This window comes from Treponema sp. UBA6852 (genome assembly GCA_002449305.1).
Taxonomy (GTDB): domain Bacteria; phylum Spirochaetota; class Spirochaetia; order Treponematales; family Treponemataceae; genus Treponema_D.
In genome coordinates this window covers 103696-116935 of sequence record DKDI01000006.1, presented here as the reverse complement: position 1 = coordinate 116935, position 13240 = coordinate 103696, and the positions used below count along the sequence as shown (strand labels likewise).

Sequence of the window (13240 nt, the reverse complement as noted above, 5' to 3'; positions counted from 1 at the left end):
AATTAGTCTTTATTTTTATAGGGGAAAACATTGAAATCTATTTTTAAGAATATTTTTGCTTTTGCTTTATTTTCTGCTGCTTTTGCCGGCGTTTTTTCAGAATCGCCTTATAATAAAAATTTGTCAGCTGAAGATATTGAGTCTTTGAACAACGGAAAAACTATAATTAAAAACACAGGCTCATACAAGAAGATGTGCATGAAAGGTGAAAATCCGGGCTTGAAAAAAGCTGTGGAAACCGTCAGCAGCCTTAAGCCTGCTTATTTTGCCGAAGTCATAAAAGAATATCCTTATGAAGGCAATGAGAATCTTCTTGAAAATTTTTCTTCGCTTGTGATGGATATTCCGTCTTATGCTGGAATTCCTTATTATTCGGAGCGAGCAGAAGAATGGTATGACTTGTATACTTCCGCGGAAATAAAATCAACGCAAGAAGATGAAAACATTCAGATTGTAAATGCTGATTTTGAAATGAAACCTTTTGGTCTTGTTCCAATGAAAATCACTTCTGAAAGAAACGACGGATATTATTACTATGAGTCAACAAATCTTTCAACAATGCGCTACTACGACAAATTCAATTGCGTTAGCCCGGAAAATATGAAGTCGATAATTGTGATTTTCAAATCGGAAGATAAATGGATTCTTTACGGAATCGGAGCGGTAAAAGCTCCAAGCGTTTTTTTTCTTAGAGACCGTGTTGATACATCTTTTATGAACAGAATAAAAACTTTCTGCGCCTATTTCTTTGCAAAAATGGAAAAGCAGAAAATGCAGGAGCAATAACAAAATGAAAGATTCGAATTTTACTGATGTTGTGATTCTTGCCGGCGGATTTGGCGAAAGACTTTGGCCTGCTTCAACTCCGGAATTTCCAAAACAGTTTATGGCTTTTGCAGACGGAATTTCTTTTTTGCAGAACGCAGTTATAAGAGCGTTGGCTGTTGAGCCTTCTGGAAAAATTCTGATTATTTCACGTCCTGAAATTTGCGCAGAGCTTACAAAACAAGTTGAAGCATTAAAAGAAAAAGTTTCCGAGCAGCAGAAAAAGAAAATAGAAAACGATTTGTATGTAATTGCAGAACCTTGCTCAAGGCACACTTGCCCTCCTCTTTTGCTTGCCTGCAAATTTCTTGAGCTTGCGGAAAAAAAAGAGCATTTGATTTTGGTTTTAACAAGCGACCAAGTTATTTCACCTTTGGAAAATTTTGTTTCGGACTGCAAGAAAGCTGCGGATTTTGCGCATCAGGGAAAATTCGTGTGCTTTGCGATTCCGCCTTACGAGCCTTCAACTGGGTTTGGCTATATAAACATGGGAGAGTCTTTGGACTCTGAAGATTCAGTTTTAAAGATTGCAAGCTTCAAGGAAAAGCCTGACTTGGAAACTGCAAAGGTTTATCTTGCAAGCGGAAAATATGCCTGGAACAGCGGAATGTTTGGATTTTCAAATTTGCTTTTTGAATCTGAAATTAAAAAGTACGAAAGCGAAATGTATGAAACTTTTAAAATTTTTGACACTGCTGAATTTCCAAAAATAAAACTTTTAAATTCGATAAAATATATAGAAAACTGGCAGCCTCTTAATGAAGCCTACAGTTCTGTAAAATCAATTGCAGTTGATAATGCAGTTGCCGAACGGACTCAGAATGCGGTTTGTGTAAAAGCTTCTTTTAGCTGGGATGATGTTGGAAGCTGGGATTCATTTGAAAAATATTTTGAGCAAGGTGAAGAAGAATTTATTTCAGTTGAAAGTGGCGGAAACTTTGTCTATTCCGATATGCCGGTTGCCCTTTGCGGAGTGCAGGATTTGATTGTTGTTGTGAAAAATGGTAAAATCCTTGTTATGAAAAAAGGTGCGAGTTCTTCTATTAGAGACGTTGTAAAAAAATTCAAGGAAAAACAGTAAAAGCGTTTTATTACTTTGGAGCAAAAAATGGTTTGGCTTATCGGTTGCAAAGGAATGCTTGGAAGTGAAATTGCTAAGCAGCTTACAGAAAATAAAATTGACTGGATTGGAAGCGACAGAGATGTTGACATAACAAATCCTGCAGAGCTTTCAAAATTTGCTCATAATCATGGAACGGCCGCCGGAAGAACTGGAATTTCTGTTGCCCGAGGAACTGTTCCAGAAAAAATAACTTGGGTAATAAACTGCGCCGCCTACACTGCCGTAGACAAGGCTGAAGAAGATTCTGAGCTTGCAGAAAAACTTAATGCTGAAGGTCCTAAAAATATTGCAAGGATTACACGTGAGCTTGGCGCAAAACTGATTCACATTTCAACAGATTATGTTTTTGACGGAACGGGAAATTTTCCATATACAGAAGATATGCTGAAATGCCCGGATTCAGTTTATGGAAGGACAAAAGCGGCAGGCGAAGATTTTGTGGAAAAAGAAATGACCCAGTACTATATTTTGCGTACTGCATGGCTTTACGGATTCGATGGAAAAAATTTTGTCTACACAATGACAAAAGCGATGAATTCAAAAGATGAAGTCAGTGTTGTTTGCGATCAAAAAGGAACTCCGACTTGCGCTGTGGACTTGGCTTCTGCAATTTTAAAAATTATATCCACATCAGAAAAAGCAAAAAGCCTGTTTGGAAAAAAATCAGCTCTGCCTTATGGAGTTTATCATTTTACAAATTTAGGTGAAACGACTTGGTTCGATTTTACAAAAAAAATATATGAACTTGGAAAAAAGTACGGCAGAATCACAAAGGACTGCGCTATAAATTCCTGCACAACCGAAGAATATCCATGCGCCGCAAAACGCCCGGCATATTCAGTTTTAAGCAAAGATAAAATTCAAACTTTGCTGAAATTTAAAATTCCTGAATGGCAAGAAAGCCTAGAAAAATTTATAAAGAATGACAGATTTTTAATAAAGTAAATGACAACTAAAAATTAGGCAAATTTTTTCTTGATGTTAAAATAAAAAAGGCTTCGGTAACTAAACAATATCGAAGCCTTTTACTTTTATTTTGCTAAAAAAAAATGATGTTTACTTTCGCACCTTTCCATGCAGAAAGTCGTCATAGCTGATTTCAATTCCCTTGCGGACATCGACTTTTGCCTTCCAGCCTAGGTTGTTCAGGCGGGTTACATCGCAGAGTTTTCTTGGTGTTCCGTTAGGCTTTGAAGAATCCCATTCAATCCGGCAAGTTCTTCCAGTTTCCGCAACATCAGCATAAACGACCTCACGGATTGTTCCGGCAAGTTCCTTGATTGTCAGCTCTTTTCCGGTTCCAACATTCACGAAGTCTCCAGTCGGAGTTCGCAAATCTTCTGCGTTCTTGTTTTCCATAAGGTAGACAACCGCATCCGCCAAGTCGCCTGCAAAAAGGAATTCGCGCAACGGAGAGCCGTCGCCCCAAAGGTGAACGACATCCTCGCCGCTCGCCTTTGCCTCGTGAAATTTCCTAATCATCGCAGGGAAAACGTGGCTTCCAGCAAGCTCATAATTGTCGCCGATTCCATAAAGATTCGTCGGCATCACAGAAAGGAAGTTTGTTCCGAACTGCTTGTTGTACGCCGTGCAGAGCTTTATCACGCTGATTTTTGCAAGAGCGTAAGCGTCATTCGTAGGCTCAAGCGGACCTGTAAGAAGAGACTCTTCCTTTATCGGCTGCTCAGCCATTTTAGGATAGATGCAGGTCGAGCCGAGGTTCATCAGCTTTTTTACGCCGTTTTTGCGCGCCGCCTCAACGACATTGAATCCAATCACCATGTTCTGATAGATAAAATCCGCAGGATAAGCTGAATTCGCCCCGATTCCGCCAACATGAGCCGCAGCAAGAAAAACGTACTCCGGTTTTTCTTCCTCAAAGAATCTGTTAACATCCGCCTGATTCAGAAGGTCAAGCCCGCTGTGAGTTCTTGTAATGATATTCGTATAGCCGCGCGCCTGAAGTTCACGGAGAATCGCACCGCCGACCAGTCCGCGATGTCCCGCTACGTAAATTTTTGATGATTTTTGCATTTTTATTAATCCTGATAAGCTTTATTAAAATCCGAACAAAGACTTTTCAAGTTTTGAAGCCCTGATTATAGAATAAAGTGTTCCGATAGGCAGCTGATTGTTTCCGTGGCAAGGCACAATTGTTGTCGCGCCAAGTTCCGCATTATGCCACTTCTGATGCGAGCCTTTTTGTCCGATTAATACAAATCCATTGTCCTTCAAGATACGGACAATTTCTTTTGAAGACAGTCTGACCGGTATCTAAATAACCATCTGCAGCACTTTTGATTCGGCAGGCACTTGAAAATCTGACGGTTCAAAGAAAAGTTCCGCAGCTTCCTTGAAATTTTCAGAAGCTTCCTCCAAAGTCGCTCCGCATGAATTTATTCCAGGAAGCTCCGGGCAATATGCCGCCCAAGAATTAACAGCGTCGTCGTATTCCAACACAACCCTTAATGTCATTTTTAGCCTCCTATTTTTCATTAATATTAACATGCGGAAAACGAAATGACAAGAATTACCTTTTGTGCAGAGTCCTTTCCTTTTCAACGTAATCAAGGTCGTGCTGCATCATTATGTGCACAAGCTCCCTGAACGATGTCTTTGTAGGATTCCAGCCGAGAGTTTTCTTTGCCTTTGTCGGGTCGCCAAGAAGTGTCTCAACTTCCGCCGGGCGGAAATATTTGAGGTCAACTTCTATAAGACATTCGCCTGTAGCCTTGTTATAGCCCTTCTCGTTAACACCTTCGCCCTTGAACTCAATCTCGATTCCAGCCTCTGCAAAAGCGCACTTGCAGAATTCTCGGACAGAATGCTGCTCGCCTGTCGCAACAACAAAATCATCCGGCTTTTCCTGCTGAAGAATCAGCCACATACATTCAACGTAATCCCTTGCGTATCCCCAGTCGCGGAGCGCGTTCAGGTTGCCAAGATAAAGACGCTTCTGGTATCCCTTTGCAATACGGCTTGCGGCAAGAGTGATTTTTCTTGTGACAAAAGTTTCTCCGCGGCGTTCCGACTCATGATTGAAAAGAATTCCGTTTGAACAGAACATTCCGTAGCTTTCACGGTAGTTTTTCATAATCCAGAATCCGTACAGTTTTGCAACGGCATAAGGCGAGCGCGGATAAAACGGCGTGGTCTCTTTCTGCGGAACTTCTTGAACAAGCCCGAACAGCTCGGATGTAGAAGCCTGATAAATCCTGCAAGTTTTTTCCATTCCAAGGAAATGAACCGCCTCAAGAATGCGAAGAACGCCTGTCGCGTCAGTGTCCGCAGTAAATTCCGGTACCTCAAAAGAAACCTGAACATGGCTTTGAGCTGCAAGATTGTAGATTTCATCCGGCTTGATTTCACGGATAAGACGTATCATGCTCTCGCTGTCGGTAAGGTCGCCGTAGTGAAGATAAACCTTGCGGTTCTTGTGCATATCCTCAATCAGGTCGTCAATGTAAAGATGCTCAATCCGGCCTGTGTTAAACGACGAGGAACGGCGGATAATTCCGTGAACCTCATAACCTTTGTCCAAAAGGAATTCCGCAAGAAACGAGCCGTCCTGCCCGGTAATCCCAGTGATAAGCGCTTTTTTCATTTTATTCTCCTATGAAAAATGAGATGTGTATTTCTAAAAATTAGCTGACGACAACAAAAATGACCTGCCGGAAATGTGGCAGGTGAATGGGAGAGAGAAAAAATTATTTTTTGTGTAAAAATTTACAAGTTAATGTTTATTTTCAAAACAAATCGGAGTGAGAACCTATTGCATTTTGTAAAACAGAGGTGAAACTTTATTCCTTCTTTATAAGAAAATCCAATAACATTTTTGGTGAAAATATCAAGGGATTCTCTATATCTGCTTCCAAAAAGTCTTTGTCTCCCGAAAGAATTATATCTGCGTTATTAAATATTGCATCGCTCAGAACTGGAATATCTTTTTTATCCCTTAAAGTTCCAAACTGTTTTTCTGTACTTTTACAGAATTTTATTGGCAATGTATGATACAGTTCATAAATTGTGCTTGCCTTATCTGGCCACTTTAATTCGAGTTTATCTTTGAATTCCTTGTCAACATATTCAGAAACAAGAAGCTCAAATTCATTATCAAACAACAATTCAAAAAGTTTACCAGCCGTACCGCCAAAAACAAAGGCTGAAACAAGGACATTTGTATCAATAAAAATTTTCACTTCGCCCTGCTCTGTCTGAACTGTCTCATATCCTCAATCATTTCTGATTCGGAGTTCCATCCTTTATCTTCTTCAAAAAGAGATTGAATCTTTTTCAATGTGGCAGAAGGCGATGTTTTCGACAAAACAATGTTATTAGAAAACTGTCCGGGATTAGAAGTATTCTTTCTCAGAAGAAAATCAATAAAATCATTCACTTCTGATTTTAACTCATCTGTCAGAATATTATACTTCTCTAAAATTGCATAAGACATAAAAGCACCTCCTGTAAGACAAGAGCAATTAAAAGATAGCACAAAGTTTTTACCAAAGCAACGAAATGCTATTCTATTTACCAAACAAATCGGAGTGAGAGCCAGTTTCAACCAATACCAGAGTAAGCGTGCTTTTTGTCTTTCGATAGCAAAGAAGCCAGTCAGGACGTATATGCAGTTCACGAGTTCCTTTGAGAAGCCCGGCAAGTTCATGGTCATGATATATTTGCTCAATAACAGCGTCGGTTCTTAGCTTTTCAACAATATCATGCAGTTCCTGGATTGGCAGTCCTCTTTTCTTTGCCAGCTTATATGATTTTTTGAACTGAGTAGTCCAAATCACCTCATAAATCACTTGTCCAAGTCCGCCCACATTTTTTTCATGTCAGTATAGCGAGGAGTTTCTTTTGAATTCTCCAATTTTTTTGCCTCCTCAACAGCTGAAAGCAGTTCCTTGGAATATTCCGGATATTCAACTTTGAACGGAAGCCCATTACGCAAAACAGACTGGCGGAGAAAAAGAGTTATAGCCTGAGACAAAGAAAGCCCCAATCCTTCAAAAAGAGGAGTAACCTCAGATTTTAACTGTGAATCAATTCTTATGTTTGTCGCTGTTGTGCTCATATTAAACAAAATAATACAAAAAGTTGCATTTGTAAAGCAAAGATGAAATAAAATTTTCGCATTCTGATTACTCGCAGCTGAATGTATGCCCCTGCACTTTCTTCACAAACTCATAGTCAATCGTGCGGCGCAAGCCTTCCTCAAGCTCAAAACTATAAATCATTCTTTTTCTTATTAGGCAAGGCATTTTGAAAATCTTCAAAACCTTGGGATAGTAAAAAGACAGCTGTAAATATTATTATTAAATTGGTCATCCTGGAATCGTTAAGTTCTGTGTAAAATCCCCAAATGCTGCCTCCGATAGAAAATATAATTTCAAGCAGTGAATATAATAAGAAAAATTCTGATTTTACTTTAAAAATTAAAAATGCTATAGCTGAAAACAAAATAAGCATAACAGCAAATCCTAATATTGATTTATTTATCAAAAAAGGAAAAACATCAAGAGTTGTCAATGCTATTGCAATAATAGCAACAAATAATAATATAGAAATACCAATTTTGTTTTTCTTCATTAATTTTTTTCCTCGTTTATTAAAAATAATGATTACTGTCTAAATATATTTTATACAACCTAGTAAACACTTCATCTATCAATACTAACAGAAAAAATCTTATGAACCAATTGTCATATTTGTAATCTTCAGAATTTAATGTTGTTAATGTCGGCAAATTATCTTGATATGACAATAGATTATGAGCACATCTGTTTCTATGTCTATAAAGTTTTTCATAAGCAGATAATAAGCAATTTGAAAACAAAGATTTACCTTGCAAAAATTTATTAATAGTAATAGTTTCTAAAAATTGAATATAATGTTCATATTGTCTTGGCAACCAAATCTTCATAAGCGAAGACTCAAAAATACTTTTACATTCATTATTCACAGAGTCAAATAAATCTGACCTTATTTCATTTACTGAAAAATTATAATCGCTTTTATTTATCTCATTAATCAAATCGTTGAAAATGTGTTTTTTATCTTCATATGACGAATATTCATTGTAATTGTTTTTTAAAAATTTATATCTAAATTCAAAATCATCTGTGGCAAGTTCCCATAAAATACACTTAAGTTTCTGTTCGTTAAAGCCTGTCATTTGCAAGAATGTGGACTGCATTATATATTCACATAATGGATAAGTCTCCATGCCATTTCCGCAAGCCGAAACTGAGTGCATGGCCTCATTCAAAATATTTATTATTGAAGACTTTATAAATTTCTCATGCACTCTCATTTTAAATACTTTCCATAGATATTTATTGATTCAAAAATTCTTTGCCGTAAATATTTTAAAGCCGAAGGTGTTTTTTTATGCAAATATCCTGTAGAAGGGTTTTCCTTCAATTCATTAATTTTTGTATTCAAATCATTAAATAAATTTTCTTTCTTTGTTTCATCTAATTGCTTATTCTTTAAGAGTATGAAATAAATCAATCCGAACATATAAATATCAGCATCAATAATTGACGGAAAAACTTTTTTGTCAAGCTCAAAAGTTTTTAATTCAGCATCAAAAGTCTGCAAACGGTTTTTATAAATATCATCGTAAGCTGTAAAATCTGAATCGTTATTCTGATTTATCATTGCATCAATAAACTTTTCATAGTACTCTTCAAGTTTTCTTCCATAATTTTTTGCGACAGAATCATATCCATTTTTATTATATTGAAAAAGAAGCGCCAAATATCTTACAAAGTCAATTCTTTCAACGCCATCATCTTTTTTAATTGTAATTCCATGAATACAGGCAGGATCAAAGAAATCATTAAATCCGTCTGCAAGAAAATATAGAGATTTTCGAGTTTCAAGAGCTGTAAGCTTTTTGCCCTCGGCATTTATATCTCTAAAAACACTTGAAAAATACTGTTGCTGATTTTCTTGAGGAATCAGATAACAAAATCCCAAATAATGATTTTCAAGAAATTCATCATCTACAGTAATATCAAAATCTAAATCACAGTAGTTTTCTTTTTCAGTATTCTCTATTGTGTTCTTGATTGTTTCCTTTTTATTGCCTTTTTTCAAGAGTTCATTAAATGTCCAACCCAAAATAGATGTTTCATCATCACTAAAATCATCATTTTCATCTGCAAAACTATCTATATCTTTTGAAGTTGGTTTAAAACAATCTTCTTTTGGATATATTGACAAATATGCAAGCAGTAAACTTGTTAGTCTTTGCTGACCATCAATTATTAAATTTAACTGCTTACCATCTTTTTTATATGAACCTATTGTAACAGGAGGAACAAAACAATCTTTGCTAAATGAATCGATTAATTTTGCAACTTTATTTTTATCCCAGACAAACAGCCTTTGGTATTCTGGTAGAACAATATTCTTACTTAATATTAAATCTATCCAATGCTTTAATGTATATTCACCATAATAAACTTTGTTTTTTGACATAAACAACTCCCTTATCAGTTAGCATTATATATTAAATTATACTTTATTACCATATTTTCTACAGAAAACGCCTCAAATATATAAGTCGTGAGTCTTAATCTAATATTGAAAAACAACCGTTGATTTAAATTCATTCTTATACTTTCTTTGCCGATTTATATTTTTTTCATTGCAGATTGATTGTTTCCGTCATAATAAGATTTTTCATAAATAATCCCCTTTTTATTTCAATACCCTCTCATTCATATTGGCAACTTTTTATCCAAAACAAAAAACTGAGGAATCTTTCTTAACTTTTTAAAAATAACTGTATACCAATGCTTTTTTAGTCCGTTTACTTTCCATGCTAATGAATCGTTCTTTATTCCGGCAACTCTTGATTTTATCCCATTGTTGCTCGTGCCGCCGGCTTCCATGCAGGTTATAATTTTATCTAGCCAGAATGAAGAAAGTTTTTCTTTTTCAAAGAAGCGGAGCATAAGTTCGTAGTCGGCATTTATTCCGCAGTCAAGTCTGAAAACTCCGTTATTTTTATAGACTTCAGCTTTTACAAACAGAGCCGGATGAGGCGGCATCCAGCCGAATTTAAATGTTTTTGGCTTTCTGCTCTTCCAATAGCGATAGGGTTTATTATTCTTCACATAAAGAATATTTCCAAACACCATCTCTACATCGTTCTGTCCAAATACGTTTATAATAGAAGAAACTGAATCATCTGAAGCATAATAATCATCAGAGTTCAAGATTCCGACAACATCTCCAGTCGCCATAGAAATTCCTTTGTTCATGGCATCGTAAATTCCCCTATCCTTTTCGCTTACAAAGTGTATGCAAGGATTTTTTTCCGCATAGTTTTTTATAATGCCAAGCGTTCCGTCCTTTGAAGCACCATCAATAATAAGATATTCAAGTTCTACATTTTTTTGCGCAAGAACGGATTTTATAGTCCGCTCGATTGTAGCCTCGCTGTTATAGCAGACTGTGATGATTGAGATTTTCATGATTTTTTTTGGAGAATCCTGTTTGTATAAAATTTGTTTTTAATATTTATATGTTTTTTAGAATTATTATTCTGTCAGATATTCTTGAAAGCAGTTTTCGATGGCTGTGTTCGGATGTTATGCTTGCATTATTTCCATGACGGCGATAATGAATAAGCTTGTCTTCTATAAATTTTATTCTATAGCCATTAAATGCCGCAAAGTTCCCAATATAAATGTCATGCATTGGCAGTTTTTTTGGAAAAGGCAAAAATTGGCTCAATAAGTTTTTTGAAAAACACATGCAGCATCCAAGATAACCGTTTTTAAGAAGGTTATAGAACTTTCCTTTTTTGGTATGGTTCAGTTTGAAAAAAGATTTTGCAGTCTGAATTCCGTTTCCGTCAACAATGTCCGCATCGTGAATCAGAAGGTCGCAGTCTTTAAGTTTTTCCAGGCAGACTGAAACTTTGTCCACAGTCCATTCATCGTCCTGGTCAGAAAGAAAAATAAAATCGCCTTTCGCATTTTTCAGGGCATTTTCAAGATTGTAAACCGGAGAATGAAAAGAATTGTTTTCAAGCAGATGAATCCGGCTATCGTTGAAAGACTTTATTATCTCAACAGTTTTGTCAGTCGAAGAATCATCGGAAATAACAACCTCATCACCGTTTCCAAGCTGAGAGAGAATTGACTCCAGCTGAATCCGTATGAATTTTTCGCCATTGTAAGTCGGCATGCAGACAGAAATCATAAGTTTATTTGTTCCTTAGTAAAGTGAGTAGAAATGAAAGATTTTTGTGAATCAGAGAAAGTTTTATTGCTCTTGGAAAAATAACCAGTTTATAGCTTTTATCAAACCATTTTTTGTAGAAAACTTTTGCATCTTTCATATAAATGCAGAACCGTGAAAAATCCTGCTTATATGTATTTTTTGTAACTCCAGAAAAGTTCTGATTTAAAACAACTTCCTTGCATATTTTTATTTTGAATCCATTTTTTTTCGCGCTTATAACAAAATCATGGTCAACAAAATCCAAGAACATATTTTCATCATATTTTATTTTTTCAAAAACACTGCGTTTTATGCACATTCCTGAATTTATAAAAGAATAAGCAAAAATGTTCTTTTCGTTTATTTCAGAAATTGAAGCAATGTGCCTAAATTTTGTTCCGCTTACAACGCTTGGAGACATTACGCCGACAGAATCAAGAACGACAGGGCATATTATGTCAGCGTCTTTGTTTTCTGAAATAAAATTTTCATATTGAAACTGCATATTCTGAGGAATCAAAGTATCCTGATCAAAAATCACGACAAAGTCATTTGCATTTAATTTCAAATTTTCAACTGCGGAATTATAAGCCTTTGAAAGCCCTTTGTTTCCGTGCATATCAAGATAAAAAAAATTGTCATTTTTCAAATTTTCCGCAAAAGAAACATTGAATCTTTTTATCTCTGCGTCAGTAGAATTATCGCAAAAGACAATTCTTCCATTAAGCATAGAAAATTTTTCCGCAGAAATTTTCTGGTTGTAGAGTACTATTATGAAAGTGAGCATAGAATTTTTAAAGGGGTATAGATTTAAGTAGATAAAAGTTATGATTTCTATTGTTTTTGAATTTCTAGTTTAAAAACTTTCTTCCATGAAAATGACATTAAAAAGGCAATCCAAAACTGTGGTGCAAGTCCCATGAAATTGAACATATTAGTAAACATATTAAAAAAGATTATCGTGCTCAAAAAAATAAATGATAGGTATGAATAAATATTATTTCTTTTTTTAAGATTATAAATAACAGATATAACAGTAAGCATACCTAAAAAAGAATAAATCATACCTAACCACCCAAGTTTTGCCCATGCATCTGTAAAAATTGAGGAAACATTAAAATATGGAACTATCAGCTTAGTTTTTTCTTCTGCATTTGGAAAAAGCCTTTTCTTAAAAATATCTGGTAAAAAATGATATAAAATAAGTTCTGCATTATCTACAGATGAACAAGGTGAATATGCTCCTGAATCAATTGTATTTTGTAAATTTCCCAATGGAGTTGTAATATAAATGTATCCCCACAAGAACAAGGGAGAAAGCCCTGTTTTATCAAATTTTTCTGTTGGATAAGAGATTGCCTCAATATAACCACCAATTTTATTATTATCATTTCCACTGCGAAGTTCTCCTAAATAGCCAAATGCAATGATAGACATATAGACAATTATAAATGACAATAATAATGTTCTAAAAATTATCTTTAAGTTAATTTTTTTAAATGAAAAACTAATCATCAATATATAAAGGAAGTTATAAATTACAGCAGATCGAGTAAAACAAAGGACATAAGGAAAAAAGAAAAACACTGTATACTTGTGAAATTTTTTATTTTGGGTAATTTTATATGCTAAAAAGGAAATACATATATAAATTGATGATAAAGCATATAAAATTACGTGGACAAAAGGCAATCCAAATGCTCCATATACAAACTGTCCTTTTATGATAAACAGAAGAGGAAAACCTTTTTCAGCAATAGCTTCTAATAAAAAGAGCAGAATGCAAACCATGCCACCTCTTTTTAATTTTCGTTCTATTTTTTGTTTGTTAATTTCAAATTTAAACTCCAATGATTTTGAATATCTAAATAAAATAAAACAAACGGATATTAAAAATATAAAAAAGGTAACAATATCTATAGTCAATTTTGGAAGAAGTTCTGACCAATAAAGAGAATATGCAACAAGAACAATTGACCATGAAACTGAAAAATATAGAAGAGGAGATATTATTTTTGTATTAATTTGCCTTATGTATGTCATTTT

General features: G+C 35.1%; 18 protein-coding genes. 3 read left to right on the top strand and 15 right to left on the bottom strand.

Translation table 11 applies throughout. The features are described from left to right. Window positions 1-30 precede the first annotated feature (30 nt). The 3 genes from B3209_RS01935 to rfbD are packed head-to-tail and all read left to right on the top strand — an operon-like array spanning window position 31 to window position 2893. Entirely contained in the window at window positions 31-786 is a 756-nt protein-coding gene (locus B3209_RS01935; protein ID WP_296689711.1) for a DUF6675 family protein, read from the top strand. Window positions 787-790: 4 nt separating this feature from the next. Beyond that, the gene (locus B3209_RS01930; RefSeq protein WP_296689709.1) at window positions 791-1906 is read left to right on the top strand and encodes a mannose-1-phosphate guanylyltransferase; all 1116 of its coding nucleotides are present in this window, start codon (window positions 791-793) and stop codon (window positions 1904-1906) included. Window positions 1907-1933: 27 nt separating this feature from the next. Continuing rightward, window positions 1934-2893 (top strand): dTDP-4-dehydrorhamnose reductase, encoded by a 960-nt coding sequence (rfbD, locus tag B3209_RS01925; RefSeq protein WP_296689707.1) that lies wholly within the window; start codon window positions 1934-1936, stop codon window positions 2891-2893. 111 nt (window positions 2894-3004) lie between these two features. On the opposite strand, the gene B3209_RS01920 is transcribed toward rfbD, so the two are convergent. From B3209_RS01920 to B3209_RS01850, 15 genes are all read right to left on the bottom strand, one after another. Beyond that, window positions 3005-3982 carry a GDP-L-fucose synthase family protein gene (locus B3209_RS01920; protein ID WP_296689706.1) on the bottom strand — a complete coding sequence of 326 codons (978 nt, stop codon included), beginning with the start codon at window positions 3980-3982 and terminating at the stop codon, window positions 3005-3007. Window positions 3983-4006: 24 nt separating this feature from the next. Then, window positions 4007-4195, bottom strand: coding sequence for a type II toxin-antitoxin system HicA family toxin (locus B3209_RS01915; protein WP_296689716.1), 189 nt, complete (start codon window positions 4193-4195; stop codon window positions 4007-4009). Between the two features lie 27 nt (window positions 4196-4222). After that, window positions 4223-4423 (bottom strand): type II toxin-antitoxin system HicB family antitoxin, encoded by a 201-nt coding sequence (locus B3209_RS01910; RefSeq protein WP_296021693.1) that lies wholly within the window; start codon window positions 4421-4423, stop codon window positions 4223-4225. A gap of 55 nt (window positions 4424-4478) precedes the next feature. Next, on the bottom strand, window positions 4479-5552 hold the full coding sequence (gmd, locus tag B3209_RS01905) for a GDP-mannose 4,6-dehydratase (RefSeq protein ID WP_296689703.1): 1074 nt from the start codon (window positions 5550-5552) through the stop codon (window positions 4479-4481). 196 nt (window positions 5553-5748) lie between these two features. Further along, window positions 5749-6147, bottom strand: a complete 399-nt coding sequence (locus B3209_RS01900) for a putative toxin-antitoxin system toxin component, PIN family (RefSeq protein WP_296689700.1) — start codon at window positions 6145-6147, stop codon at window positions 5749-5751. Continuing rightward, window positions 6144-6401: a hypothetical protein gene (locus B3209_RS01895; protein ID WP_296021713.1), complete on the bottom strand. Its 258-nt coding sequence runs from the start codon at window positions 6399-6401 to the stop codon at window positions 6144-6146. The genes B3209_RS01900 and B3209_RS01895 overlap by 4 nt, the downstream gene beginning before the upstream one ends. 73 nt (window positions 6402-6474) lie before the next feature. Beyond that, complete coding sequence (locus B3209_RS01890; protein WP_296689697.1) at window positions 6475-6774, bottom strand: type II toxin-antitoxin system YafQ family toxin; 300 nt, start codon at window positions 6772-6774, stop codon at window positions 6475-6477. Beyond that, the gene (locus tag B3209_RS01885) at window positions 6753-7025 is read right to left on the bottom strand and encodes a type II toxin-antitoxin system RelB/DinJ family antitoxin (RefSeq protein WP_296689696.1); all 273 of its coding nucleotides are present in this window, start codon (window positions 7023-7025) and stop codon (window positions 6753-6755) included. The genes B3209_RS01890 and B3209_RS01885 overlap by 22 nt, the downstream gene beginning before the upstream one ends. A gap of 152 nt (window positions 7026-7177) precedes the next feature. Then, window positions 7178-7540 carry a hypothetical protein gene (locus tag B3209_RS01880; RefSeq protein WP_296689693.1) on the bottom strand — a complete coding sequence of 121 codons (363 nt, stop codon included), beginning with the start codon at window positions 7538-7540 and terminating at the stop codon, window positions 7178-7180. A 19-nt stretch (window positions 7541-7559) separates the two neighbouring features. Continuing rightward, a complete protein-coding gene (locus B3209_RS01875) occupies window positions 7560-8264 on the bottom strand; it encodes a hypothetical protein (RefSeq protein WP_296689690.1) in 705 nt (234 codons plus the stop codon). Further along, window positions 8261-9439, bottom strand: coding sequence for a DUF262 domain-containing protein (locus B3209_RS01870; protein WP_296689687.1), 1179 nt, complete (start codon window positions 9437-9439; stop codon window positions 8261-8263). The genes B3209_RS01875 and B3209_RS01870 overlap by 4 nt, the downstream gene beginning before the upstream one ends. A gap of 242 nt (window positions 9440-9681) precedes the next feature. Beyond that, window positions 9682-10440, bottom strand: a complete 759-nt coding sequence (locus B3209_RS01865) for a glycosyltransferase family 2 protein (protein WP_296689685.1) — start codon at window positions 10438-10440, stop codon at window positions 9682-9684. Window positions 10441-10486: 46 nt separating this feature from the next. Continuing rightward, window positions 10487-11173 carry a glycosyltransferase family 2 protein gene (locus B3209_RS01860; protein ID WP_296689683.1) on the bottom strand — a complete coding sequence of 229 codons (687 nt, stop codon included), beginning with the start codon at window positions 11171-11173 and terminating at the stop codon, window positions 10487-10489. A 4-nt stretch (window positions 11174-11177) separates the two neighbouring features. Continuing rightward, entirely contained in the window at window positions 11178-11981 is an 804-nt protein-coding gene (locus tag B3209_RS01855; RefSeq protein WP_296689680.1) for a hypothetical protein, read from the bottom strand. Window positions 11982-12028: 47 nt separating this feature from the next. Then, window positions 12029-13237 (bottom strand): O-antigen polymerase, encoded by a 1209-nt coding sequence (locus B3209_RS01850; protein ID WP_296689679.1) that lies wholly within the window; start codon window positions 13235-13237, stop codon window positions 12029-12031. Window positions 13238-13240 lie beyond the last annotated feature (3 nt).